Annotated in this window: 18 protein-coding genes, 1 tRNA gene and 1 pseudogene; 7 read left to right on the top strand and 13 right to left on the bottom strand. The window is 74.2% G+C overall.

Features of this window, described 5'->3' with window-relative positions:
* Window positions 1–19 precede the first annotated feature (19 nt).
* The gene (locus ACFY0I_RS11305) at window positions 20–577 is read left to right on the top strand and encodes a YceI family protein (RefSeq protein ID WP_388893158.1); all 558 of its coding nucleotides are present in this window, start codon (window positions 20–22) and stop codon (window positions 575–577) included.
* 156 nt (window positions 578–733) lie between these two features.
* The gene (locus ACFY0I_RS11300) at window positions 734–2,818 is read left to right on the top strand and encodes a SpoIIE family protein phosphatase (protein WP_388893156.1); all 2,085 of its coding nucleotides are present in this window, start codon (window positions 734–736) and stop codon (window positions 2,816–2,818) included.
* Between the two features lie 24 nt (window positions 2,819–2,842).
* Here ACFY0I_RS11300 and ACFY0I_RS11295 read toward each other — a convergent pair whose 3' ends face one another.
* Complete coding sequence (locus tag ACFY0I_RS11295; RefSeq protein WP_388893154.1) at window positions 2,843–3,829, bottom strand: class I SAM-dependent methyltransferase; 987 nt, start codon at window positions 3,827–3,829, stop codon at window positions 2,843–2,845.
* A gap of 78 nt (window positions 3,830–3,907) precedes the next feature.
* On the opposite strand from ACFY0I_RS11295, the gene ACFY0I_RS11290 reads away from it, so the two are divergent.
* Window positions 3,908–4,492, top strand: coding sequence for a helix-turn-helix domain-containing protein (locus ACFY0I_RS11290; protein ID WP_388893152.1), 585 nt, complete (start codon window positions 3,908–3,910; stop codon window positions 4,490–4,492).
* A 46-nt stretch (window positions 4,493–4,538) separates the two neighbouring features.
* Here ACFY0I_RS11290 and ACFY0I_RS11285 read toward each other — a convergent pair whose 3' ends face one another.
* The 3 genes from ACFY0I_RS11285 to ACFY0I_RS11275 all read right to left on the bottom strand — a co-directional run bounded on the left by ACFY0I_RS11285 (window position 4,539) and on the right by ACFY0I_RS11275 (window position 7,952).
* Window positions 4,539–5,747: a cytochrome P450 gene (locus tag ACFY0I_RS11285; protein ID WP_388893150.1), complete on the bottom strand. Its 1,209-nt coding sequence runs from the start codon at window positions 5,745–5,747 to the stop codon at window positions 4,539–4,541.
* 142 nt (window positions 5,748–5,889) lie between these two features.
* Complete coding sequence (locus ACFY0I_RS11280) at window positions 5,890–7,122, bottom strand: hypothetical protein (RefSeq protein WP_388893148.1); 1,233 nt, start codon at window positions 7,120–7,122, stop codon at window positions 5,890–5,892.
* Window positions 7,123–7,184: 62 nt separating this feature from the next.
* Window positions 7,185–7,952, bottom strand: coding sequence for a TetR/AcrR family transcriptional regulator C-terminal domain-containing protein (locus ACFY0I_RS11275; protein WP_388893146.1), 768 nt, complete (start codon window positions 7,950–7,952; stop codon window positions 7,185–7,187).
* 51 nt (window positions 7,953–8,003) lie between these two features.
* Between ACFY0I_RS11275 and ACFY0I_RS11270 the strand changes: the two genes are divergently transcribed.
* On the top strand, window positions 8,004–9,737 hold the full coding sequence (locus ACFY0I_RS11270) for a CocE/NonD family hydrolase (protein ID WP_388893144.1): 1,734 nt from the start codon (window positions 8,004–8,006) through the stop codon (window positions 9,735–9,737).
* Window positions 9,715–9,788 (top strand) — tRNA-Met (locus tag ACFY0I_RS11265). Before ACFY0I_RS11270 ends, ACFY0I_RS11265 begins: the two co-directional genes overlap by 23 nt.
* A gap of 48 nt (window positions 9,789–9,836) precedes the next feature.
* Here the strand turns inward: ACFY0I_RS11265 and ACFY0I_RS11260 are convergent.
* The 9 genes and pseudogenes from ACFY0I_RS11260 to ACFY0I_RS11220 form a co-directional block, all read right to left on the bottom strand.
* Entirely contained in the window at window positions 9,837–10,418 is a 582-nt protein-coding gene (locus tag ACFY0I_RS11260; protein ID WP_388893142.1) for a hypothetical protein, read from the bottom strand.
* 238 nt (window positions 10,419–10,656) lie between these two features.
* On the bottom strand, window positions 10,657–12,186 hold the full coding sequence (locus ACFY0I_RS11255; protein WP_388893140.1) for an alpha/beta hydrolase: 1,530 nt from the start codon (window positions 12,184–12,186) through the stop codon (window positions 10,657–10,659).
* 271 nt (window positions 12,187–12,457) lie between these two features.
* Window positions 12,458–13,255: pseudogene (locus tag ACFY0I_RS11250) on the bottom strand (IclR family transcriptional regulator); the annotation flags it as partial.
* 851 nt (window positions 13,256–14,106) lie between these two features.
* Window positions 14,107–14,685 carry an RNA polymerase sigma factor gene (locus ACFY0I_RS11245; protein ID WP_388893138.1) on the bottom strand — a complete coding sequence of 193 codons (579 nt, stop codon included), beginning with the start codon at window positions 14,683–14,685 and terminating at the stop codon, window positions 14,107–14,109.
* A 345-nt stretch (window positions 14,686–15,030) separates the two neighbouring features.
* The gene (locus ACFY0I_RS11240) at window positions 15,031–15,420 is read right to left on the bottom strand and encodes a VOC family protein (RefSeq protein WP_388893137.1); all 390 of its coding nucleotides are present in this window, start codon (window positions 15,418–15,420) and stop codon (window positions 15,031–15,033) included.
* 80 nt (window positions 15,421–15,500) lie between these two features.
* Window positions 15,501–15,950 carry a MerR family transcriptional regulator gene (locus tag ACFY0I_RS11235; RefSeq protein ID WP_388893135.1) on the bottom strand — a complete coding sequence of 150 codons (450 nt, stop codon included), beginning with the start codon at window positions 15,948–15,950 and terminating at the stop codon, window positions 15,501–15,503.
* Window positions 15,951–16,034: 84 nt separating this feature from the next.
* Entirely contained in the window at window positions 16,035–17,063 is a 1,029-nt protein-coding gene (locus tag ACFY0I_RS11230) for an MDR family NADP-dependent oxidoreductase (RefSeq protein ID WP_388893133.1), read from the bottom strand.
* Window positions 17,064–17,185: 122 nt separating this feature from the next.
* Window positions 17,186–17,617: a VOC family protein gene (locus ACFY0I_RS11225; RefSeq protein WP_388893131.1), complete on the bottom strand. Its 432-nt coding sequence runs from the start codon at window positions 17,615–17,617 to the stop codon at window positions 17,186–17,188.
* A 190-nt stretch (window positions 17,618–17,807) separates the two neighbouring features.
* Window positions 17,808–18,995 carry an MFS transporter gene (locus ACFY0I_RS11220; RefSeq protein WP_388893129.1) on the bottom strand — a complete coding sequence of 396 codons (1,188 nt, stop codon included), beginning with the start codon at window positions 18,993–18,995 and terminating at the stop codon, window positions 17,808–17,810.
* Between the two features lie 482 nt (window positions 18,996–19,477).
* On the opposite strand from ACFY0I_RS11220, the gene fusA reads away from it, so the two are divergent.
* Both fusA and ACFY0I_RS11210 read left to right on the top strand, forming a co-directional pair.
* Window positions 19,478–21,556, top strand: a complete 2,079-nt coding sequence (fusA, locus tag ACFY0I_RS11215) for an elongation factor G (RefSeq protein WP_388893127.1) — start codon at window positions 19,478–19,480, stop codon at window positions 21,554–21,556.
* Window positions 21,557–22,056: 500 nt separating this feature from the next.
* A complete protein-coding gene (locus ACFY0I_RS11210; protein ID WP_388893125.1) occupies window positions 22,057–23,940 on the top strand; it encodes a hypothetical protein in 1,884 nt (627 codons plus the stop codon).
* The last annotated feature ends 169 nt before the right edge of the window (window positions 23,941–24,109 follow it).

Here is a 24,109-nt window from a genome sequence, read left to right as displayed (position 1 = left end):
GATCCTCCGGAGCAGGTTCATGAGCACCGCCACCTCCCTCACGTCCCTGACGGGCGACTACGCGCTGGATCCGGTCCACAGCCGGATCGGTTTCGTCGCACGGCACGCCATGGTCACCAAGGTCCGCGGCTCCTTCGACGAGTTCGAGGGCAAGGCCCACCTGGACGGCGCCGACCCCGCGAAGTCCTCGGTGTCCGTCACCATCAACACCGCCAGCGTCGACACCCGCAACGAGCAGCGGGACGGTCACCTGCGCACCAACGATTTCCTCGACGCGCCCACCTTCCCGCACATCACCTTCGTGTCGACGGCGGTGGAGCGGCTCGACGACACCACTTTCCGCGTCACCGGCGACCTCACCATCAAGGACGTCACCCGGTCGATCGACATCGACTTCGAGTTCCAGGGCAGCGCCACCGACCCGCAGGGCAACCAGCGCGTCGGTCTGGAGGGCTTCGTGCCGATCAGCCGCAAGGACTACGGGATCACCTGGAACGCGGCGCTCGAAGGCGGCGGCGTCCTGGTCGGCGACAAGGTGGTGCTGGAGTTCGACGTGTCCGCCGTGCGGCAGTCCTGATCGGGGCGCCGGCGGCCGAGGGGCGTGCCCCGGCCGTCGGCGCGACCATGGGGAGTGTGGAGGATGCGCGGCCACGGCGGACCGCGCGGTGGGGCACGCCGCTGACGGGGGTCGGTGCGAGACGGGGCTGAGGCTGCCCGAGAGGGCGGGTGAGGGATGCACGAGGAGCCACTGGCGGATCTGATCAGCCACGCGGCCCAGGACGCGGGCGGGTGGCTCGGCGCCCTGCCGGTGGCGCTGCTGGCCACCAGCGCCGACGGGACGATCGTGCGGTGGAACCAGGGCGCGCAGCACCTGCTGGGCTACCTCCCGCCCCAGGTGCTGGGGCGGCACATCGCCGATCTGCTGCACCCGGGGGCCGACCGCAGTCTGGGCCGCTCCCTGTGGGAGACGGCGGCCGGCGGCCACGGGGTGATGGGGACGGTCACCGCGTGGCACCGGGACGGCCACCCCCTCGAGCTGGAGATCTGGGCCTGCCCCGTGCCCGATCGGCGCGACGGCGCCTCGGCGGTGCTCGTGTTCGCGGCCGACGCGCACGCGGCGCGCCGCATCCGGGGTTCGTCGGCCGTCTGGGACGGGCTGTTCGCCCGCTCGCCGGTGGGCATCGCCGTACTCGACACCCAGCTGCGGTTCCTACAGGTCAACCCGGCTCTGGAGGCGATGAACGGGCTGGCCGAGTCCGCTCACGTGGGGCGGCGCCTGGCCGAGGTGCTGCCCGAGGTGAACGCGGGCGACATGGAGGACGCGATGCGCCGGGTCCTGGCGACGGGTGAGCCCGTACTGGACCGTCGCCGCACGGGCCGTACGCCCGCCGATCCGGAGCACGACCACGTGTGGTCGTGCTCGTACGTGCGCGTGGAGGATCCCGGTGGCCGGCCGATCGGCGTCATCGCGTCCCTCCTGGACATCACCGAACAGCAGCGCGACCACACCGAGGCGGAGGCCGGGCGGCGCAGGCTCGCCCTGCTCAGCGAGGCCAGCGCCCGCATCGGCGCCAGCCTGGACCTGGAACGCACGACCCAGGAGCTGGCCGACCTGGCCGTCCCGCACCTGGCCGACGCGGTCACCGTCGACGTGCTGGACGTACTGGCCAGGGGCGACGAGCCGGGCATGGGGCTGGCCGGGGGCGTCGCCCTGCGGCGCCTGGGCAAGGCGCCCCTGACCGGGTCCGCGGTCACCCACATCCTGGCCCCGCTCGGCAGGACCCTGACGTTCCCCGCGGCGGCCCCGTACACGCAGGCGCTCGGGGCGCGCCAGCCGTTCCTGGTCGCCCGGTTCGACGAGGGGTCCATCGCCCCGGCCGCGCGCCACTCCCCCAAGCCCGAGCAGCTCCTCGCGGCGGGCGTGCACTCCTTCATGATGGTCCCGCTCACCGCCCGGGACGTCGTCCTCGGGGTGGCCACGTTCTACCGGACGCGACCGGTGGGGCCCTTCGGGTCGGACGACGTCACCCTGGCGGGCGAGCTCGCCGCGCGGACCGCCATCAGCATCGACAACGCGCGGCTGTACCGGCACGAGCACGAGACGGCGGTGGTCCTGCAGCGCAGCATGTTGCCGCAGCACGTCTCGCCGCCCCTGGGGATCGAGACGGCGCACCGCTACCTCGCGGCCAGTGACGTCAACGAGGTCGGCGGGGACTGGTACGACGTCCTCCCACTGAGCGGCGGGCGGGCCGCCCTCCTCATCGGTGACGTCATGGGCCACGGCATCGCCGCCGCGGCGGTCATGGGCCGGCTGTCGGCCACGGTCCGGGCCCTGGCGCGCCTCGACATGCCGCCGACGGCCCTGTTGCACCAGCTGGAGGCGACGCTCGCGGACCTCGCCGAGCCGATGCTGGCGACCTTCCTGTACCTGGTGTGCGATCCGGCGACCGGCCGGTGCAGCGTCACCCGGGCCGGGCACCCGCCACCGGCGGTGGCGGAACCCGACGGAACCGTCTACCTGGTCGACACGCCGCCCGGGGTGCCGCTGGGCGTCGGCGGCGTCGGCTTCACGACGACCGACTTCACGGTGCCCCTGGGCAGCCTCCTCGTCCTGTACACGGACGGCCTGGTCGAGGCCCGCAACCACGACATCGACGAACGGCTGGGCGAGCTGACGCGGCTGCTGACCGAACCGGAGCAGCCGCTGGACCACCTGTGCGACACGCTGATCACCCATCTGGTGCCGGCCTCCGCCGACGACGACATCGCCCTGCTCACCGCCCGCATCGGCACGGTCCGGCGGTCCACGCCGGGCTGACGGGGCCGGGGCCCGGGGTCGCGGTCAGTGGGTCGGGCGCACCCCGGTGAAGACCGTACTGGCGGACAGCAGGAAGGCGTCGGGGCGGCGCAGGATGCCGGCCTCCGACCCGGGGTCGATCAGGACGTCGAGGGTCTTGCCGTCCTCGGGGTCCAGGGAGTCGCCCAGCTCCCGCAGTCGGCTCAGGTGGTCCTGCAGGAAGGCCCGGGCCGGTGCGGCCAGCGGGGCGGGCAGGTCGAGGAGGGCGGTGAAGGCGCCCACGGGGCCGAGCCCGGCGCGGCCGAGCATCGCGGGCCAGTCCTCGGTCAGGGAGGTACTGCCGGGCAGCTCGGCCCGCATGACGGAGAACCAGTACTCCAGTGCGGCGTCGAGTCGGGCCTGGAGGCCCGGAATGCCGATGCCGATGTCGCGGGGCAGGAAGCGCATCGGCAGGCCGGCCTCGGCGACGGCGAGCACGCCGCCGGGCCGCAACGAGGCCGCGAGTCCGTCGAGCGCCGCCTGCTGGTCGCCGAGGTGGTGGACGGCCTTGCTGCTCCAGATGAGGTCGGCGGTGCCCATGGCGTCGAGGCCCTCGGGCAGCCCGGCGTGCAGCACGGTGACCCGGTCGCCGAGCCCGAGCCGCTCGGCGCGGGTCAGGGTGTGTTCCAGCAGGGCGGGGGTGCCGTCCACGGCGACGACCTCGGCCTGCGGGAAGGCTTCGGCGAGGACGCAGGTCATCACGCCGGGGCCGCTGCCGACGTCCAGGACGCGGCGGACCGGCGTCCCCGCGGCGGCGAGCAGTTCCCCGAGGCGGGCCGCCGTGCCCCGCAGGACCGGGAGCTGGATCTCCCCGTTGGTCTCCAGCTGGGTGGCCATGGCGGCCCAGTCGATGTCGCTGCCGTGGTCGTGATGGTGACCGTGGCCCTGGCCATCGCCCTGGCCGTGGCCCTGGCCAGGGCCGTGGCCCTGCGTGGGGGTGTGGCCGTCGCCGTGGGCGTGCTGGTGGGGTCCGGAGGCGCTGTGGGTGCTCATGTGCCGGAGCCTGCACCCATCCCCGCCTCGGCGGCAAATATTGTTGCCGTTTCCGGGATGGCGGAGTGAAATGCCCTCATGAACACCCCGGACACCCACCGAGCCGTCCTCGACGAGGTCGCCCCGCGCCTGCGCCGACTGCGCACCCAGCGCGGTCTCACCCTGGCCGCCCTCTCCGAGGAGACCGGCATCTCCAAGAGCACGCTGTCCCGACTGGAGTCCGGACAGCGCCGCCCGAGTCTGGAGCTGCTGCTCCCGCTCGCGTCCGCCTACCACGTTCCGCTGGACGACCTGGTGGGCGCCCCGGAGGTCGGCGATCCCCGGGTGCGCCTGACGCCCCGCCCGCTGGCGCACGGCGGAACGGTCGTTCCGCTGACCCGCACCCCGGGCCCGCTCCAGGCGTACAAGATGCTCATCCCCGACCGGGGGACCGAGCCGGACCTGCGGACGCACGAGGGCTACGAATGGCTGTACGTGCTGGACGGCCGGCTGCGGCTCGTCCTCGCCGAGCACGACCTGATCCTCGGGCCCGGCGAGGCGGCCGAGTTCGACACCCGGCTCCCCCACTGGTTCAGCAGCGCGGACGGGCGGCCCGTGGAAGTCCTCAGCCTGTTCGGCCGGCAGGGGGAGCGCATGCACGTCCGCGCGAAGCCGAGCGGCTGACGCCGTGGTCCGACGTCGGCCCGCCGACCCCCGCTCGGAGCGCGGTTCACCAACGGACGGGCAGCTCCCGGACGCCCCTGATCAGCATGCCGGGCAACCAATCCAGCGTCGTCGCCCCGGCGTCACCGGTGAGCCCCGGGAAACGCTCCAGCAGGGAGCGCAGCGCGATGCGGCCCTCCATCCGGGCCAGCGGGGCGCCCAGGCAGTGGTGCAGTCCGTGCCCGAAGGCGATGTGGCCGCGGGCGTCGCGGTGGATGTCGAACCGGTCCGGTTCCCGGAAGCGCGTGGGGTCGCGGTCGGCGTCGGCCATGGCGATGAGGACGGCGGATCCGGCGGGGATCACGACCCCGCCCATCTCCACGTCCTCCAGGGCGAGCCGTTCGGTACAGGTCTCGACCGGGCCGTCGTAGCGGAGCATCTCCTCGATCGCGCCCTCCAACAGGCCGAGGTCGGCGCGGAGGTCGGCCAGCTGGTCGGGGTGGGCGAACAGGGCCCGCATGCCGTTGCCGATCATGTGGACCGTGGTTTCGTGTCCGGCGATCAGGAGGAGCAGGCTCATGCCGATGAGCTCGTCCGGCGAGAGCCGGTCGCCGCCTTCGTCGACGGCGTGGATGAGCCCGCTGAGCAGGTCGTCCCCGGGTGCGGCGCGCTTGGCGTCGATGAGGGCGACCAGGTAGCGGGGCATCTCCTCGTAGGCGGCGGCCTCGGCCTCGGGGCTGGTGCGGGCGACCATCTCGTTGGACCACGCGCCGAACGCGTCGCGGTCCAGTTCGGGCACGCCGAGCAGCTCGCAGATGACGGTCATCGGCAGCGGGAGGGCGAAGGCGTCCACCAGGTCGGCCCTGCGGTCCTCGCTCGTCTCCATCGCGTCGAGGAGTTCGTCGGCCACCTGCTGGATGCGCGGAGCGAGGGCTTCGATGCGGCGGGTCGTGAACTCCCGTGCCACCAGGCGGCGCAGCCGGGTGTGGTCCGGTGGGTCGGACATCAGCATGTGGGCGAGCCCCGGCTGGTCCTGTCCGGTGTTGATGATCCGGCTGAGGTCGCCGGACCCGCGCCAATCACGACTCAGGCGCGGGTCGGTGAAGGCGGTGCGACAGGCGTCGTGGCCGACGACCAGCCACATGTCCCTTCCGTCGGGTGTCCGGACGTGGTGGACCGGCCCGCGTCGACGCAGGCGCGCGTAGACCGGGTAGGGGTCGCGGACGAAGTCCGGACTGAGGTCCAGCAGGTCGACGACCGCGGGCTGGGATGACATTCCATTCCCCCTGAACGAATGCGTGCCTTCACCTGCGCGACTGCGCGGCATTCCCACAGTAGCCACGGCGTTGTAGCGCCTGTCGATCACCCCGTTGTCATCATCGCCGTCGCCCTGACCAGCGCGGGCCCGGGCCTCGGGGTCAACTACCCGTACGGGAACGACTCGGTGATCGGTTCAGCAGTTCCATGCGCCGCCGCACGAGGCGCAGGTGGCCGGGGTCCGGGTCCGGCAAGGACTCCAGGAGGTCGAGGAGTTCGAGTCCCGCTCCGGCGGCCGTGTCCGGATCCTCAAGGCGTGTCCAGCAGTAGAGGGCTCCGGTCGCGGCGGCCCGTACCTCGGGCGCGTCGGCGGGCTGCCGGGCCAAGCGGGTGCGGACCGCGGTGGTCCACAGTCGGGTGGCGGCGGGGAAGTCGTCGGCCATCCGGGCGAGGTCGGCGCGGATCTCCAGCCATTCGAGGGCCTCGCCGGAGGTGAACCCGCAGGTCCGCAGCACGTGTTGCTCCCATGCTCGGGCGAGGTCGGCCGCCTCCGCGTGCCGCCCGGAGGTGGCCAGGGCGTGGATCCGGGCGCGCGGGTCCCGGGCGGGTACGGGGGGCCCGGCCGCCGGTGACGGATCGTCGACCGGGACGGGGAACCCGGCCGCCGGGGCGCCGGCGGGCGTCCCGGCCGCGGGGGCCCGTCCGGGGGGCGCGCGGTGCCCGCCGAGTTCGCGGGCGCTCGGCAGGACGAGGGAGCCCGCCGGGAGTGCGGCGGCGGCCGCGGCGAGGGTGTGCAGGCGCAGCCGGTCCGGCCGGTTGGGGTTGCTGTGGAGCTGGTCGATCCAGTGCCGCGTGTAGCTGCTCACCGTGTTGCCGCCGCCCGCGGATCCGGGCGGGCGGATCACCCCGTACACCTCGGCTCCGGGGGTCACGGGCGGGCCGCCGTGCTCCTGGAGCGGCGGCCAGGCTGCTTTGTCCGCCACGAGGTCGAGGAGCACGGTGGTCGATCCGGCGGGCCGGCCGCGCAGTTCGACGGCGAGCCATTCCCAGGGCAGTGCCGTCCAGCGGACGGAGGCGTTGGTCGTGCCCGCCAGGGCGAGGTGCAGCCGATGGGCACGCCGGTCGACGGTCAGTCGGCCGGAGAGGTGGACGAGCAGCGGGCCCGGGGTGGCCGCGGCCATGCGCAGCCGCATCAGGACCGTGTTCGGGTCCCGGACCCCGTCGAGGTAGGTGGTGTCGCTGGGAACCTCGCTGTTCAGCAATCCGGCGGCGGGGACCACCCCCAGCGCCGCCAGGTTGGCGCTCGGTGCCACCTGGACGACCCCTCGGCGCACGGCGGCGTCGCCCGCCACGAGAAGCACGTGTCCGCGCCCGCGCGAACCCTCGATCTGCATGCACGAAAGGTACTCACCCCGCGGACCGCGCGAAGCCGACGGTACGTCCTCGCGGGGGCGGATCAGTCGGTGTCGAGGCCGTCGACCAGTCGGTTCAGGAACCGTTCGAACGTGGCTCCGGGGGTGACGGGCCGGGCCGGCGCGTTCAGGACCTCGGCCAGTTCCGGGTGCTCGCCGTCCGCGGCGACGGCGGCCAGGTAGCGGGCCTCCGCCGCCATCCGGTCGGGCGAGGCCGCCGCGGCCTTCAGGGCGACTTCGTGGGCGACGTGTCCGGCGACGAATCCGGTGAGCTGGGCGAAGACTTCCAGGCGCGCCGCTGCGTCGAGTCCGGTGGGGCGCAGCGCCGCGAGGGCGTGTTCCAGGAAGGCGAGGGCGTGGGGACCGAGGGAGCGGCGACCGTGCAGGGCGGCGGGCAACCAGGGGTGACGGAGCATCAACGCGCGCTGGAGGTGCGCGACGGCCTTCAGGTCGGCGCGCCAGTCGCCGGTCGGCGCCTGCGGGACGGGCAGTTCGGCGTTGACCCGGTCGGCCATCAGGTCCAGCAGGGTCTCCTTGTCCGGGGCGTAGCTGTACAACGACATGACGCCGGCGCCGACTTCGGCCGCGAGCCGGCGCATGGTGACGGCGTCGATGCCTTCGGCGTCGGCCAGGGCGACGGCAGCCGCCGTGATCGCCTCGCGGGTGAAGGCGGGCCGGCGTCCCCTGCGGGGCTGGTCGGGGGTCAGCCAGAGCTGCCCGGGGTCGACTCCGCCGATGCCGCCGGGTGCGCCCTCTCCGGTCACGGTGCTGGTGTTCCTTCGCTCTCGGTAGCGGTTCCTGTCGGTTCCCATCCAAGCATCCTCTATTCTCGTACTGTGTACGAGAATGATGGAGGGGAATCGATGACGCCTGCCCAAGACGCTCCGCCGAGGACGGCCTGGACACCGCCCACCGGCAAGCCGCCGCTGTCCGCCCGCCTGATGAGGGCCGGTTGGCGCCGGCTCCCGGCCCGCCTGCACGAGGTGGGTCTGGAGCGGGGACTCACCGTCCCGGCCGCCGACGGCAGCCCCCTCGTCACGGACCACTGGTTCCCCCGCACGCGGGGCGACTTCCCGACGCTCCTCATCCGCTCGCCCTACGGCAGGGGCCTGCCGTGGGGGCCCCAGTACGGCATCCTCTTCGCCGAACAGGGCTTCCACGTGATCCTGCAGAGCTGCCGGGGAACGGGCGGCTCGGGCGGCCGGTTCGACCTCTGGCGCAACGAGGCCGCCGACGGCCGGGCCACCGTCGCCTGGTTGCGCGAGCAGCCCTGGTTCGACGGCTCCCTGGGCACGATCGGCCCCAGCTACCTCGGGTACACGCAGTGGGCCCTGGCCCTGGAGCCGCCGCCGGAACTGAAGGCGATGGTCGTACAGCTCGGCCTGCACGACCCCTGGGCCCTGTTCCACGCGGACGGCGCCCTCCACCTGGAGCACGCGCTCCTGGTCGGCGCCGCCATCAGCCACCAGCACCGGGGCGCGGTGCCGTTCCTGAAGGCGACGCTGCGCCTGCGGCGCCTGCTGCGCGGCCTGACCCCCTCCGCCCCGCCACCGCACTCCTACGCGGCCGCGCTCGGCGGCGTACCCGCCTGGCTCGACGAGGTGATCGCCCACCCCGACCCGGACGACCCGTACTGGAACGGCGCGTCCACGGCGGCCGCCGCCGAGCGGCCGGGCGTGCCCACCGCGCTGATCACCGGCTGGTACGACGCCCTCGCCGGCCAGACCTTCGAGCAGTACGCCCGCCTGCGACGGGCCGGCGGACACGACAACGCCCTGCTCGTCGGACCGTGGACCCACGCCTCCGCCCTGGGCCGGGGCTGGCCCGAGGTGTTCGCGGAGAGCCTCGGCTGGCTGCGCGCCCACCTGCGCTCCGACCCCTCCGGACTGCGCCCCACCGGCGTACGCGTCCACATCGGGGGCGAGGACGCCTGGCGCGACCTCGACGCGTGGCCGCCGCCCCTGCCCGCCCGGTCCTGGTTCCCCGCGCCGGACGGGCACCTGATCCGGCAGGCGCCCGACGGCTCCGCGCCCCTCGCGTCGTTCACGTACGACCCCGACGACCCCGTACCGTCCGTGGGCGGCGCGCTGCTGTCGCTCGGCGCCGGACCGCGCGACAACACCGCCCTGGAGGCCCGCGCCGACGTCCTGACCTTCACCGGGCCGCCGCTCGCGGAACCCGTCGACGTCCTGGGTCCCGTCCACGCCCGGCTGAGCCTGTCCACCGACGGTGGGCGCGCGGAGGTCTTCACGCGCCTGTGCGACGTGGACCCCGGGGGGCGTTCCACCAACGTCTGTGACGCACCGGCCGTACTGCGCGCCGACGGCGCGGCGCCCGTGCCGATCACCGCCCCGATGGGCCACACCGCCCACCGCTTCGCCGCCGGCCACCGCATCCGCTGGCAGATCAGCGCGGCCCCCCACCCGCGCTTCGCCCCGGACCCGACCGACGGCGCCCCGACGGGGCCGGTGCGCGTCACCGTCCACTGCGACTCGGCGCTCCTGCTCCCCGAGGCCGCTCCCGGCGACGTGGTCACCGGCACCCCCGGCGGTGCCGTAGGGTTGGGTTCACCGACGCGGGGTGGAGCAGCTCGGTAGCTCGCTGGGCTCATAACCCAGAGGTCGCAGGTTCAAATCCTGTCCCCGCTACTGCCCGGGAGGGGCTCGGATCCGTTCGGATCCGGGCCCCTCCCGTTTTTACGCGCCCGGTGCCGGACTCCTGACGGAGATCAGGGTGGCTCCGGCGATCAGGAGGGCGGCCCACACCGCGGGCACCCACGCCGACGTGCGGCCCGCCGGCTCCGGGGACACCCGTCGCCGGGCGTCGTAGGCGACCTCGATCTCCTCGCCCCGCTCCGCCAGGAGCCGGTCGTCCCTCAGTTCGTCGGGGTAGCCCCCGGGGCAGTCGAGTGCGAAGCGGTGGACGGTCTTGGCGGGCGGACCGCCCTCGCCGTAGGACCCCTGCACCTGGCTGTGGACCTCGCGCACGACGCAGACGGCGACCTCGGCCCGCCCGGCCGCCCGGTCGGCCGTCGTCACGGTCAGCAGCAGACCCACCGCCAGGAACAGCGCCCCGAACAGGGCTCCGCTGCCGTGGGTCCGTACGAAGTACAGGGCGCAGGCCGCGGCGCACAGCACCGCTCCCACGGCGACGGCCACCGCGGCCGACGGTGGATTCGGGCCCGCGAAGTACCAGTGGGCCCAGCCGTACAGCGCCGCCGCGACGACGGCGGGCAGCGCCGCCGTCGGCCGCCACGCGCGCCTCTCCCCTGTCCTCACCCGCACCACCCCCGACAGTGGGGACGCCGTCCCGCGCCCGGCGGTTGCCGGAAGGCGTCCCGTCGGGGGGCGGTTTCAGCCGACCTTGATCTGCTCGTGGACCGGGGCGCCGAACCTGTTCGGCGTCACGTCCGACGGCGGTCGCGAAGTGGCCGGCGTTCTTCCGGCCCACCCGGCCCGCTGAACTCCTCGCACGGAGCGCCGCCTCGGCCTCCGGGGGCGTGGCCCGACGGGCGGCCTACTGGCCCTTCGCGTTCACTTCCTCGGCGGGGCAGACGGTGTTCCCGCCGGCCGCGGCCCTCCCGTCGGCGTCGCCGGCCGCGCCGTTGCCGTCCGGCAGCCGGCCCGTCAGCAGGAACCGGTCGACGTACCGCTTCACGCAGGTCGAGTGGGGGTAACCGGTGTGGCCGTGGCCCTCGTAGTCGACGACGACCGCCGAGCCGAGCCGGCGGGCCATGTCCTCGGTCCACGCGTACGGGGTCGCGGGGTCGTTGCGGACTCCGACCAGGAGCATCGGCGGGGCTCCGGGGTGGTCGATGTCGGCGACGAACCGGTCCGCCCGGCCTTGGCCGTGGCAGAGTTCGGTCTCCGACAGCTCGCCGCGTCCGAAGATCGGGGAGGCCTTCTCGAACTGCGGCAGCAGGGCGTCGAGCCTGCGCTGGACCGCTGCCGCGTCCCCGGCTCCGCGGTCCGTGTAGTCGGCGCAGTTCACGACGGTCAGGGCGGCGCCCTCGTTGTCCGACTCCGGCTCGGCGAGCTCCGCGAGGACCGTGAGGTCCCCGGTCCGCTCCAGCAGGCCCAGGCCGCGGGCCAGCTCCGGCCAACTCCTGGTTCCGTAGAGCGAGTTCTCGATGGCGAAGGCCAACGACTGGCCGGTGAACTCCTTGCCGGCCGCGGTGCGCAGCGGGGCCTCGTCCAACCGGGCGACCAGCCGTTCGGTCTGCTGCACGGCCTTCTTCGGCTGCATTCCGGCGAAGACGCAGCCGGGTTGCGCGGTGCACCAGGCGACGAACCCCTCGAAGGCGAGCTGCTGGCCCTTCACGACGTCCAGGGCCTGTTCGGTCAGGGGTTTGGAAAGCGTGTCGACCCCGTCGAGCACCATCCGGCCGACGCGACGCGGGAACTCGGCCGCGTAGACGGCGCCGATCCGGGTGCCGTAGGAGGCACCCACGTAGTTGAGCTTCGGCTCACCGAGCGCCGCGCGCAGCACGTCCATGTCGCGGGCGACGTCGACCGTGCCCACGTGGTGCAGGATCGGCCCGGTACGGCTCTCACAAGCGCGGTTCGCGGCCTCGGTGGCGTTCAACAACTCGGTGGCGTCCATGTACTCGGTGCCCACGAGCGGCAGGGCTCCGCCGCAGCTGATCGGGGAACTCTCGGCGATGCCCCGGGGGTCGAAGCCGACCATGTCGTAGGAGCGGGCGAGGTCCTGCCAGCGGGTGAAGCGCTCGGCCGTGCCCGCGGCGCCGCTCTGGCCGGGCCCCCCGTAGTTGAGCACCAGCGAACCCAACCGGTGCGGCCCGGTGGCCGGGATCCGGGACAGGGCGAGCTGGATGGTACCCAGGTCGGGGTGCGCGTAGTCGAGGGGAACCGCGAGTTTCCCGCACCGCATGACGGCGGGGTGGGAGGCGGGGCACGGGCCCCAGGTGATCTTCTGCTGGTAGAACGCGGTGAGCCGCGGATCGTCCGGGACCGGTGGCGACGTGGTGCCGCCCAGGGTGGTCGCGGCGGTCAGGGCTGCGGCGCACAGGAGGGTCGCGCAACGCATGGCACGCTCCGAGGGATGTGCCCCCTTCCACCATAGGCGGCGCCGGCCGAGGTGGCGCGTCCGGAGGAGACCGGATCGGGTCCCCACCCGCGCACGCCACCACCGGCGACCGGACGACCGACCGAACGGCCGGCCGGCATTCCGGCGGTGCAGGTCCAGGCCGTTCGCCCTAGGCGGTCGGTGACAGGAGCGTGTTGTCCCGTCCGGCGGTACCCGAGCGGGGGACCGTGTCGTCGGCGTCCTCCGCGGGGGTCGGGCTGGTACTGCCCGCGACGATGAGGGCGAGCAGCACCGCGGCGGCCTCGCTCTGCAAAATGCGTGCCGCCTGCCCCAGGCGGAGCGGATCCGGGACGGGAATGGACAGGGCCACGCACTCCGCGTTGGGCCCGGCGGTGATGGGGACGGCCGCGCACACGGTGCCGAGCGCGTACTCCTGGAGGTCGAGGAGCGGGGCGTTCGGCGGGCGGCTGTCGAGTTGCTGGAAGAGGTCCTCCTGTTCGATGAGGGTGTGCGAGGTGAAGCGGGTCATCCGGTGACGGGCCAGGTGGTCCCTGCGGTCGGCCTCGTCGAGCTGGGCGAGCAGCGCCTTGCCGACCGCCGAGGCGTGGGCGGCGGCGCGGAAGTCGACCCACTCCTCCACCAGGGGTGCGGTCGGCCCGTCGGCGTACTGGACGATGGAGACCTCGCCGTCGGTGTAGCGGGCGACGTAGACGGCGGCGCCGACCGCGTCCCGGACCCAGGCGAGCGCTTCCCGCAGCCGCCTGCGGCCCTCCCCGGGCGTGGCGCCGCTCACCGTGCCGGTCAGCAGCAGGGCGTTGCCGGCCGCGTAGGCGTCGGGTCCGACCGGGGTGGCCAGGTCGGCCCTGATCAGTTGCTCCATGGCGCGGGCCAGGACCAGTTGCGGCAGTTGCGTCGCCCGCGCGATCTGGGTGAGGCCGACTCCGCCCGAGTGACGGTTGATCACCTCCAGGACGCGCAGCGCCCGGTGGACGGATTCCAGCGGGCCGGACGGGACGCACCGGGCCGCCCCGGCGACCGTAGGGGCGGCGGGTGCGGTCCGGCGCGGCACGTCGGGGTCCCGGGGCCACGTGCGGGCCTGGTCGGTGAGGTGCAGGGGGTCGAGCCGGGCGTGCTGGGCCACGGCCACGGCAATCTGCCGGCCCGGGGTGAGGACGTCCCCGAGGTCGGGGTGTTCCTCGGCGGTCCGCGCGGTGACGGCCTGGCGCAGTCGGCCGGAAAGCCGGTGGGGAGGGCGGCCGGGACCGCGGGTGAGGCCGGTCAGGTCCTGCGTGGTGATGGGTGGTGAGGTCCAGATGACGGAGGCGCCGAGGGCTTCTTCGAGGTCCTCCGGCATCCGGGGCAGTGGGGGCAGGTGCTCATCGGGGGGCAGCGCCTGGGCCTGTTCCTTCCAGTGGCGGGCGGTCCGGATCTCGGCGCGGGCCAGGTGGTGCAGATGGAGGCAGTGCGCGGCGGTCCGCGAGCCCGCTCCGGCCGCGTACTGGAACCAGAATTGGGCGGCCTCCGTCCGGTCGGCGAGGTGCAGGAGGCTACCGAACAGCAGCGCCGAGTCCGCTCCGTGGGGCCAGGATCCTGCGGCCAGGGCGAGTTCGGCGAAGTCCCGGCTCTCCACGAGGGTCCAGGTGAGGTCGTCCAGGGCGCGTGCGGCCCGGACGTGGCAGGCGGCGTCCAGGACGAGGTCGTCGAGCGCGGTCCGCACGGCCCGGCGGTGGTGAGGCGGTGCGGCGGTCCCGTGGACCGCGCCGGCGGCCGGTCGGGAGCGGTCGGCGGCCACGCGGCGGGCGATCCGGCGCCGGGCGGCGCCCTCGTCGTAGCCCGCGTACTCCTCCACCAGCACCAACGCGTCCTTCAGGGCCGCGTCCAGCTCGCACAGCGCCATGTCACGGTCACGGGGCATGTCGCTCACTGCTCCTTCTCCTCTGCGGGGATCCAGTCCACCCCGAGCTTGCGGGACAGGGTTCGTCGGGCGCCGCGAAGGTGCGAACGGACGGTGGCGGGCGAGATCCCCATCATCCGGGCGACCGTGTCGGATTCGTTGCCCAGCAGGAAGGTCAGCAGGACCACGTCGTACTGCCGCTCGGACAGTTCGGCGATCGCCGCGTAGAGCCCGAGCTTGGATTCCAGCAGTTCCAGGCGTTCCCGGGAGGTCCTGCGGAGGGCCGCGAACCAGGCCGTCTCCACCATCGCCACCGGCCGGCCGAGGACGGCCAGCCGGCGCTCGACGTGCTCGCGCAGGACCGCCCAGGCGAAACCGTGGAGACTGGCCTCCCGCAGCGCCTGGCCCCACGCCTTCAGCAGGAAGGTGAACACGTCGTCGACGACCTCTTCGGCCATCGTGGCGTTGCCCAGTTGCAGGTGGGCGTAGCGCAGGTAGGCGCGGTGCTGCTGGGAGTGGAACGCGGTGAACTCCACGGGCAGGACGCCCGCCAGCTCGCTGGAGACCGCCTGGTCCCCCGACGGGTCGAACTCGCCCTCGCTCATGCGCTCCCCCACGGTCGTGGTCCCGCTCCCGGCGTGGGCCTGGGCACCGGGAGCGGATCGGCTGTGCGAACACGGACCGCGGTGGCGAGTATCGGGGCGAGGGCAACCATCTCGACGACATTCACGTGACGTGAAACCTCCCAAGTGGTGCGTGCGCGACGGCGTGCCCCGCCCCCTGCTCGGCAGCCGCGGGGGCGCGGCGCGCCCCCCAACACCCACCCCATCGGAGTGAGCCCCCGATCGTGCAGGCCGCTTCCGCGAAATCTGCCGGAAGTGGAGCGACGGCTCAATCCCGCGCCCCTCGCACACACCCGCGCGCCCCCTCGTACGAGCCGGGGGCGCGCCTCAGGGAGTGGCGGGTCGGCCGGCGAGGGTGAACGAGTGGCCGGCCGGGTCGCTGAACAGGCGTGCGTCGTGCGGGCCTTCCTCGACATCGGTGGAGATCGGGCGGGCCCCGAGGGAGACCGCTTCGCGCTCGGCCTCGTCGAGGTCGGCGGGGTCGACCAGGATCCGCAGGTGCGCCTGCTGCGAGTCCTCCGGGCGCGGCCAGCTGGGTGGGGCGTAGCCGTGGTCCCGGCGCACGGCGAGCTGGACCCCGGCGGCGCCGACCACTTCGACGATGTCGGGGGTGTCCCCCGTCCGCACGTCGGCATCGAGGAGTTGGGCGTAGAAGAGGGCCAGGGCCTGGGGCTCGGCGCAGTCCAGTACGAGAACGCTCGTCTTCTTGACCGTCATGGCCCGCGCCTACCCGCCGTGCCTGGCGACATGCGGTGCGCGACGGGGCGGTGGATGCCCTCGCTCTGGCCGACGATCCGTCAGCGAGGCGCGGTGGCGCGGCCGTCGGTGGATCGCGGGCCTTCGGCGGGCGGGTGGCCGCCGGGGGCGGCGCCGCGCGCCAGGCTCTCGCGCAGCCGGGTGAGCCGCGCGATCTCGGCGTCGAGGATCGCGAGCCGCCGGGCGACGACCGCGGAGGTTCCGGTGTCAGGCGCGGTGTCGGGCGCGGAGGCTGGAGCGGAGGCGCCGCAGGACGGCTGAGGGTCGCCGTCGAGCAGGTGGAGGCGGTGGGCGCGGTCGCGGAGGTCCTCGACGGTGAGCCCGAGGGCCAGCAGGCGCCGTACGACGCGGACCCTGGCGACCTCCTTCGGTCCGTACTCCCGCTGCCCGGCGGCCGTGCGAGCCGGTGGCGGCAGCAGCCCCCGCTGTTCGTAGAACCGCAGCGCCCTGGGCGTCGTCCCGGCCGCCGCGGCCGCGTCCCCGATCCGCATTCCGTACCACCTTCCCGCATCGTGTCCTCGAAGTCCCGGCCCGCCGGCGGCCCTTCGGGCTCCGCGCCACCGCGACCGCACGTCCTAGGGTTCCACCACGACGGCCCCGAAGTGCCGGCCTTCGATCAACTCCTGCAACGCTCCGGGAGCCCGTTCGATGCCCTGGATCCGGGTGTGCGGGAAGGTGATCGCGCCGGTGCGCAGCCAGTCGCCGAAGCGGCGGTTCCATTCCGCCGGGACGTCGGGGTGGTCGGCTCCGCTGTAGCCCTGGAGCGAGAGGCCTCGGACGACGACGCGGAAGGTGTCGATCTCGGCCGGTGCGCTGCCTCCCGCCCGCAGCGGCGACAGTTGCCCGGAGAGGGTGCCGACGAGGGCGACGCGGGCGCCCTGCCGGGCGGCGCCCAGCGCCGCGGTGAGCTGCTCGCCGCCGACGGTGTCCAGAACGGCGTCGATGCCTTCGGGCGCCGCCTCGGCGAGCTGCTCGTCGAAGGGGCGGGCTCCCCGGAGCAGGACGGTGTCGTAGCCCAGTTCGTCGACGAGGCGGGCGGCCTTGGCGGGCGACCCGGTGGTGCCGATCACCTTGGCGGCGCCCAGCAGCCGGGCGATGCGGCCCGCCAGGGAGCCGACCGCTCCGGCGGCCCCCGTCACGAGGACGACGTCGCCGGGGCGGATCCGGGCGAGGCGGGTGAGGGCGCCGTAGGCGACGGAGCCCTGCGCGAGGTGGGAGACCGGGTCGGGCAGCGCGGCGCCCAGCGGGGTGCACGCGGTGTCGGCGACCAGGGCGTACTCCCGCCAGCCGAACATGTGGCTGACGGCGGTGCCCGTACGGAGCGTGCTGCCGGGCGGGGCGGCGACCACCTCACCGACGGCGGGACCGAACAGGGCGTCGCCCGGGCGCAGCAGCGGGAGCGGCAGGCCGTCGCTCTCCCCGCCGATGAGGGTGCGCAGGCCGGGGAAGACCAGGAAGTGGCTGTTCCTGACGAGCACTTGCCCGTCGGCGGGCTCGGGCAGCGGGGTTTCGGCGAGGGCGAAGTGCTCCCGCGCGGGCAGCCCTTCGGGGATCGTGGCGAGGCGGACCTCGCGGCCGGTGCGGGGCAGGGTGGTGGTGGGCATGCGGGCTCCCGGGCGGTGTCGGTCCGCCGGCCGGGCGGGTGCGCGGCCGGGGTGCGGTGACGCTAACCCCTGACCCGCGGGTCAGGGTCAAGGCGTCGCCGCCCGGGAGTGCCCGCGGCGGGTCAGCGTGCGGACAGCTCCGAGGGGGCCTCCTGGACCACCCAACCGTTGCCGTCGGGGTCCTCGAAGGTCAGGAAGGAGTTCCAGGTCTCGCCCTTGCCGTCCTCCCAGCCGCTCGCCCCGACGTGCCGGACCGGGGAGACGACGACGCCGCGCGCGACGAGTTCCTCACGGGCCGCCTCGATGTCCGTGACGCAGAGCTGCAGGCCCTGCAGGGCGCCGGGGGTCATCTCGCGCGTGCCGGGCGCCGTGGGCATTCCGTGCAGCATCGCGATCGAACAGCGCGAGCCGGGCGGGGTCAGCTGGATGATGCGCATGCCGGGGGCGACCTCGTCGTCGAGGTCGACCTTGAAACCGATCTTGTCGGCGTAGAACTCCTTCGCGCGGTCCATGTCGGTGACGGGGACCGGTACGACTTCGAGCGTCCAGTTCATGCGGGGGCTCCTCGTGTCACGCCAGCGGATCGGTCCGGGCCGGTGGCCCGGGTGAGGGGGGGGCGGATCCACGGTGTCCCACGAACGCCCCGCGCGCACGCCGCAACGCCGCCGGCGCCGCCCTCGTTCCGCCGGCGGGGAGGTCGGGCCGGGGTGAACGCCTGGCGGGGAACGGGGGGTTGTACCGGTCTCAGCTCGTGGGGACCGGTCGGCGCAGCAGGTAGACGCCGGCTCCGGTAACCAGGACGGCCATGCAGGCGATGAACACCAGCCCCGCGCCTTCCAGGCCCATCGGGCCCGTCAGGAGCCCCACGCCGATCACCGGCAGGGAGATGCCCGTGTACGCCACCACGAACAGGGTCGAGATCACCGCCGCACGCCGGTCGGCGGGGGACGCCGCGGCCACCGCGGACAGCGCGCCGCGGAAGGCCAGGCCCTGCCCGGCCCCGCCGACGAGCGCACTGGCCACCACCAGGGACAGTTGGTCCCACACGAGCGCTCCGGCGAGCAGGGCCAGGCCGGCGAGCAGCCCGGCGCAGCCCAGCGGCAGGGATCGCCCCACGCCGACCCGGCCGACCGCGAGCTGTCCGGCGGTCGAGGCGAAGAAGGCCAGGGCGACGACGAGCCCGCTGACGGCGCGGTTGTGCACGTCCAGGGACTGCGCGAGGAACGCCGGGCTGACCGAGGTGAACACCCCGAACAGGGCGAACCCCACGAACGCGGCGATGGCCGAGGGCCCGAACACCGCCCGCACGCCCGGCGGCAGCGCGGGCCGCTGGGGGCGTACGGTGCTCAGCGGGCGCCGCTCCACCACGGTCTCCGGGAGCCGCAGCAGGACGGCCGCCGACGCCGCCACCAGGACGAGGTGCACGACGAACGTCAGTTGGAGGGGCCGAGCCGCGTATTGCGCGAGGATGCCGGCGAGCAGCGGACCGCATCCCAGGCCGCCCATGTTGGCGGCGGTGGCCACGAGGGTGGCCCGGGAGGAGCCGTCCCGGGGGGCCAGTTCCATGACGTACGCGGTGGCCGCCCCGGTGAACAGGCCGGCGGACAGGCCGGACAGCAGCCGGCCGGCGTACAGCCAGCCCATCGCGTCGGCGCACAGGAAGCAGCCGGCGCTCGCGGCGGCGAAGGCGAGGCCCACCAGGAGGACCGGGCGCCTGCCGACCGCGTCCGACGCGTTGCCCGCGAGCAGCAGGACGCCGATGACGCCGAAGGCGTACACGGCGTAGATGACGGTCACCATCAGTTCGGAGAAGCCGAACTTCTCCTGGTAGAGGCCGTAGAGGGGGGTCGGCAGGGTGGTGCCGGCCATGCACACGGCGAACACCGCCCCGCCGAGCACGCACTGACGCCACCTTCGACGGTCACCTTCCATGCCGCCGACGGTAACCCCCGCCCGTCCTCCCGGCCGGGCAACGGCGTGCCCGGCGCGCCGGGAGGGGTGCCCCCCGGTGGGCGCCGGACGGGACGCGGCGGAAAATGCCGTGCCGGGTGGAGGTCCCGCTGCCTACACTCGCCGTGCGCGCCGCCGATCGGGCACGGCGCGCCCGACGCCGAACGAAGAGAAGGGGAACCGGGCCATGTGCACGTACCGCACCGCCGCCTTCGTTCCCCCGTCCCGTTACGACGTGATCCCGGTGTCTCGCACCGTGCGGTGCCGGCCGCGCGGCCGTCACCGTAGGCCCGTGACACACCTCTAGGCCCCGACCTCCGTCCCTCCCGTTCCCCCGCTCCGCCCCGCCGGGTTCCGTCCCGGCACGGGCCGGTACGCCGGGGGCGGGGGCGCGCGGGTGGGTGCGTACGTGGTCCGGGAATCGCGCCGATCCTCGTCCCACTTCGTTCGAAAGGCCTCGGGCCATGCGCACCGACCGGCGTTCCACCGTCCCCTCCTCCCCCGCCCTCACGACCCTGCGCAACCTCGGGATCCTCGCCCACGTCGACGCGGGCAAGACCACCGTCACCGAGCGGATCCTGTTCAGGACCGGAGCGGTCCACAAGCAGGGCGAGGTCCACCGCGGCACCACCGTCACCGACTACGACCCCCAGGAGCGCGATCGCGGCATCACCATCTTCGCCGCGGCCGTGAGCTGCACCTGGCAGGGGCACCGCGTCAACCTGATCGACACGCCCGGTCACGTCGACTTCGCCGACGAGGTCGAGCGGTCCCTGCGGGTCCTGGACGGGGCGGTCGCCGTGTTCGACGCCGTCGCGGGTGTCGAACCGCAGAGCGAGTCGGTGTGGCGGCAGGCCGACCGGCACGGTGTGCCGCGGATCGCATTCGTCAACAAGCTGGACCGGGCGGGCGCCGATCTGGACGCGGCGGTCGCTTCCATCCGTGACCGGCTGGGCGCGGTCCCGCTGGTGGTCCAGTTGCCCGTCGGGCGCGAGGACGGCTTCCGCGGCGTCGTGGACCTCGTCCGGATGCGGACGTTGATCTGGCACGACGGCGACGACACCTACCGCACGGAGCCGGTGCCCGAGCCGCTGCGGGAGGAGGCGCTGCGGCGTCGCCGGCTGCTGGAGGAGACGGTCGCGGAACTGGATCCGCAGGCGTTCGAGGAGTTCTGCGCGGATTCCGCGCTGAGCGGGGCGACCCTGGTCCGCGCCCTGCGGGGGCTGACGCTGCGGGGCGAGGCCGTGGTGGTGCTGTGCGGTTCGGCGTACCGCAACCGCGGGATCGAGCCGCTGCTGGACGCGGTCGTGGCGTACCTGCCGTCGCCCGCGGACATGCCGCCGGTGCGCGGGACGGCCGACGGGGCCGAGCAGGAACGGGCTCCCGACCCGGCGGCGCCGTTCGCGGCGCTCGCGTTCAAGGTGACGGCCACGGCGACGGGGCGGCTCACCTACCTGCGGGTCTACGCGGGCACCCTGCGCAAGGGCGCGACGGTACTGGATCCCGGTACGGGGCGTACGGAACGCGTCGGGCGGATCCTGCGGGTGCAGGCCGACCGGCACGAGGAGAGGGAGGAGGCGGTGGCCGGTGACATCGTCGCCGTGATCGGTCCGAAGACGGCCCGCGCGGGCACGACGCTGTGTGCTCCGGACGCGCCCGTACTGCTGGAACCGCCGACGGTGGCCGATCCGGTGGTGTCGGTCGCGGTGGAGGCGCGGCGCGGCACGGACACGGGGCGGCTCGCCGTGGCGCTGGCGCGGCTGGCGGAGGAGGACCCCTCCCTGGTGGTGCGCTCGGACGCGGAGACCGGTCAGACCGTGCTGTCGGGTTTGGGCGAGCTGCACCTGGAGGTCGCGGTGGAGAAGATCCGCAGCGGGCACGGGGTGGAGGTGGCCGTCGGACAGCCGCAGGTCTCCTACCGGGAGACCGTCGTGCGCGGGGTGACCGGCCTGGTGTACCGGCACGTCAAACAGGACGGTGGCGCGGGCCAGTTCGCGCACGTCGTCATCGATGTGGAACCGCTGGCGGAGCCCGGGTTCGAGTTCCGGTCGGCGGTCGTCGGCGGCCGGGTGCCGCAGGAGTACGCGCGCGCCGTGGAGGCGGGTTGCCGCGACGCCCTCGACGAGGGTCCGTTGGGCGGCTTCCCGGTGACGGGGCTGCGGGTGACCCTCACCGACGGGGCGACCCACTCCAATGACTCATCGGAGATGGCGTTCCGGGCCGCGGGCCGCTTCGCCCTGCGCGAGGCGCTGCGGGCGAGCACCGTCGAACTGCTGGAGCCGGTCGTGGAGGTGACGGTGACCGTTCCGCAGGACGGTGTCGGGGGCGTCCTCGGTGACCTCGCGGCCCGCCGGGGTCGGGTCGGCGGCTCCACGGCCGGCGCCGGGAGCGCGGTGATCACGGCGACGGTGCCGCTGGCCGAGCTCTTCGGGTACGCGTCCCGGCTACGGGGTCGGACCCGGGGGCGGGGCACCTTCACCACCCGGCCGGCGGGTCTCGCGCCGGTCCCGTCGTCGGTCGCGGGCACGCTGCTGACCCGTTAGGGGCAGGCGCCGGAGCCCCGGCCCCCTTCTGGGGGGGGCGGGGCACCGGGGCGCGGGGCACGGACCGAAGCCCGCCGGGTGCCGATGAGCCGGCCGGTGTCGACGGGCGGGGCACCCCGAACCCGCTTGGACCGTACCGGTGATGAGTCCGGTGGCCGGCGCAACCACCGGTAGCCCGGGCCGTCTTGGCGCCTTCACCGTGTTCTCACCACGAGGTCGCGCCGAGCGGGTGCCCACGACCCGCGATCCGATTTTCCGATGCCGGGAGCGGGCCGCGCCGGGCCATCGGCCCACCGTGGTACGCCCGTACGCCCCCGCGTCCGTGGGATGACGTCCATCGACGCACCGGGTGGACGCGGTTCGTCCAGACGGGGCCGGTTCCGGCGCGGCCGGGCGGTGGTCCGATGGTCCGATGGTCGTGCGAGGCACTCTCTGAAAGGAGCGCGCCACCACCCATGCCCGTCTCTCGTTTGACGTCCGGATCACCCGAAGGGAGAAGCATGGTGCGTACGAGGTCCACCGCGTTGGCCACTGCCCTGCTGTCGACACTGTTGTGCGCCGCCGGGTGGCCGGCGGGCGCACGGGACGGAGTTCCACCGGACGGGCAGGCCCTGCACGAGGCCGCCCTGCTCGGCATCGCGACGGCCGGTGGCGCGGCCGCGCAGGAGTTCAGGACGTCCGACGCCCGCCTGTCGCGGGTGAGCCTGTACCTGAGCAGCGCCGCCGCCACGGGTCGGGTACGGATCGAGGTCCGCGGCGCCCGCGAGGACGCCGGTTCCACGATCGCCGCGCGCACCGTCGACGTGGCGCAGCTGGGCGGCGCGGGCGCCGGCTGGGTGGAGGTGCCCCTGGACGCCACCCTGACGCCGGGCGCCCCCTACTACCTGTTCGCGCAGGCGACCACCCCGGACGGCAAGTCGGTCGTCTGGCACGGAACGCGCCGGGCCGAGGCAGGCGCCCCCGTCAGCTGGCGGCACGACGGGGCGGCGGACCAGTGGGAGGCCGTCGAGGACCGGTTGGCGTTCCACGTGAACCCGACCGGCGAGGAGCGGTGCGGCGAGACCGACCCCTGTTACGTGCCCGCCTCCGACCGGATCGCGCGGACCTCCGGCCTGCTCTCCAACGGGACCACGGTGGAGGCGGTCACTCCGGAGTTCGCCGTCGGCGCCGCCTACGTGCGGGGCAGCAACGTGTTGCGGTTGCCGTCCGGCCGGTGGCGGTACCTGCCGACGGGCGCCACGGCGTCCGTCGTCGTCGAGGCGGACGACGCCGGCGCGCTGGAGCAGATCGCCGAGTCCCGGGCCTGGCTGGCGTCGGGCCGGATCCCGGGCGCGGCGGGGCCGCAGCGGGAGGGCGCGGAGCGTGCCCTGCTGTCGATGCGGGCGTTGCTGCGGCCGAACGGTTCGTTCGCGGCGGCCTGGTCGTCGTTCTGGGACTTCTCGTGGCCGCGCGACTCCAGTTTCGCCGCCGCGGCGTTCGCGCACACCGGGTACGACGAGGAGGCGTACCGGATCCTGCGCTACAACGCTCAGACGCAGCGGGCGGACGGCACCTGGGAGGCCCGTACCCGGTTGGACGGTTCGGGTCCGCCGGACGACCGGCCGTGGCAGCTGGACGGGAACGGCTGGGTGCCGTGGGCCACCTGGCAGTGGTACCGGACGGCGCCGCAGGACGGTCGGGCCGCGCGGTTGGAGGCGCTGTACCCGATGGTCCGTGCGGCGGCCGATCACACGGCGGGCACCCTCGACGCCGACGGCCTGCCCCCGGCCTCCCCCGATTACTGGGAGCTGGCGACCGAGAGCGCGAACATCGGCACCGCCGCGCCGCTGCTGGCGGGGCTGAACGCCGCCGCCGACCTGGCCCGCGGCCTGGGTCGGACGGAGGACGCCGCCCGGTGGGCGGACGCGGCGCAACGGCTGTCCGCCGGCATCGCCGCCGCGTTCGCGCCGCTGGGGTACCCGCGGACCGCCGACGGGTCGAACGGCCGGGACAGCGCCGTCGGCTTCATGGCGCCGCCGTTCAACAACGCCCCCGCGGACCTGCCCCGGGCCCTCGACGACACGTACGCCGCGCTGTTGCGGCCCAACGGCGGCGTGGTCCCGGGCGATGACCCGGACGCGCCCTGGGGGAACATCACCTGGACGGCCAGTACGTCCTTCTTCGCGCTCGCCTGGGCGGGTACGGGACAGCGGGCGAAGGCCGACGCGGTCGTGGACTGGGTGCTGTCCAAGCGCAACGCGCTCGGAGAACTTCCCGAGACCGTCAGCGTCGACGGCCGGCCGAAGGCGGTGGTACCGCTCGGCTGGACCGACGCGATCGTCCTCCTCGCGCTGCTCGGCACCGACGGCGCCCCGCTGCCGACGCCGCCCGCGGCCCGCCCCTGATCGGAGCTCGGACACCCCCTTTTCACCCCTTTCCATAGGGATCCACGCCCGGATCCGACGCCAACGGGCCGCACGGGACCCTTCCCGCGCGGCACCGCGACCGTCGGATCCGGGCGTTTGACACGACCGGCACCTGAGTCCATTATTCCACTACTCATCTAGTGGATTT

Origin of the sequence: Streptomyces sp. NPDC001568, from assembly GCF_042893755.1 — a bacterium.
Lineage (GTDB): Bacteria > Actinomycetota > Actinomycetes > Streptomycetales > Streptomycetaceae > Streptomyces.
Note: the sequence above shows the minus strand (reverse complement) of the source record. Positions and strands in the feature narration are given on the sequence as shown.

Excerpts from the sequence above, each read along its gene's own strand:
- ACFY0I_RS11305 (WP_388893158.1), top strand. The coding sequence starts at position 20 with ATGAGCACCGCCACCTCCCTCACGTCCCTGACGGGCGACTACGCGCTG.
- ACFY0I_RS11300 (WP_388893156.1), top strand. The coding sequence starts at position 734 with ATGCACGAGGAGCCACTGGCGGATCTGATCAGCCACGCGGCCCAGGAC.
- ACFY0I_RS11295 (WP_388893154.1), bottom strand. The coding sequence starts at position 3,829 with ATGAGCACCCACAGCGCCTCCGGACCCCACCAGCACGCCCACGGCGAC.
- ACFY0I_RS11290 (WP_388893152.1), top strand. The coding sequence starts at position 3,908 with ATGAACACCCCGGACACCCACCGAGCCGTCCTCGACGAGGTCGCCCCG.
- ACFY0I_RS11285 (WP_388893150.1), bottom strand. The coding sequence starts at position 5,747 with ATGTCATCCCAGCCCGCGGTCGTCGACCTGCTGGACCTCAGTCCGGAC.
- ACFY0I_RS11280 (WP_388893148.1), bottom strand. The coding sequence starts at position 7,122 with ATGCAGATCGAGGGTTCGCGCGGGCGCGGACACGTGCTTCTCGTGGCG.
- ACFY0I_RS11275 (WP_388893146.1), bottom strand. The coding sequence starts at position 7,952 with ATGGGAACCGACAGGAACCGCTACCGAGAGCGAAGGAACACCAGCACC.
- ACFY0I_RS11270 (WP_388893144.1), top strand. The coding sequence starts at position 8,004 with ATGACGCCTGCCCAAGACGCTCCGCCGAGGACGGCCTGGACACCGCCC.
- ACFY0I_RS11255 (WP_388893140.1), bottom strand. The coding sequence starts at position 12,186 with ATGCGTTGCGCGACCCTCCTGTGCGCCGCAGCCCTGACCGCCGCGACC.
- ACFY0I_RS11245 (WP_388893138.1), bottom strand. The coding sequence starts at position 14,685 with ATGAGCGAGGGCGAGTTCGACCCGTCGGGGGACCAGGCGGTCTCCAGC.
- ACFY0I_RS11240 (WP_388893137.1), bottom strand. The coding sequence starts at position 15,420 with ATGACGGTCAAGAAGACGAGCGTTCTCGTACTGGACTGCGCCGAGCCC.
- ACFY0I_RS11235 (WP_388893135.1), bottom strand. The coding sequence starts at position 15,950 with ATGCGGATCGGGGACGCGGCCGCGGCGGCCGGGACGACGCCCAGGGCG.
- ACFY0I_RS11230 (WP_388893133.1), bottom strand. The coding sequence starts at position 17,063 with ATGCCCACCACCACCCTGCCCCGCACCGGCCGCGAGGTCCGCCTCGCC.
- ACFY0I_RS11225 (WP_388893131.1), bottom strand. The coding sequence starts at position 17,617 with ATGAACTGGACGCTCGAAGTCGTACCGGTCCCCGTCACCGACATGGAC.
- ACFY0I_RS11220 (WP_388893129.1), bottom strand. The coding sequence starts at position 18,995 with ATGGAAGGTGACCGTCGAAGGTGGCGTCAGTGCGTGCTCGGCGGGGCG.
- fusA (WP_388893127.1), top strand. The coding sequence starts at position 19,478 with ATGCGCACCGACCGGCGTTCCACCGTCCCCTCCTCCCCCGCCCTCACG.
- ACFY0I_RS11210 (WP_388893125.1), top strand. The coding sequence starts at position 22,057 with ATGGTGCGTACGAGGTCCACCGCGTTGGCCACTGCCCTGCTGTCGACA.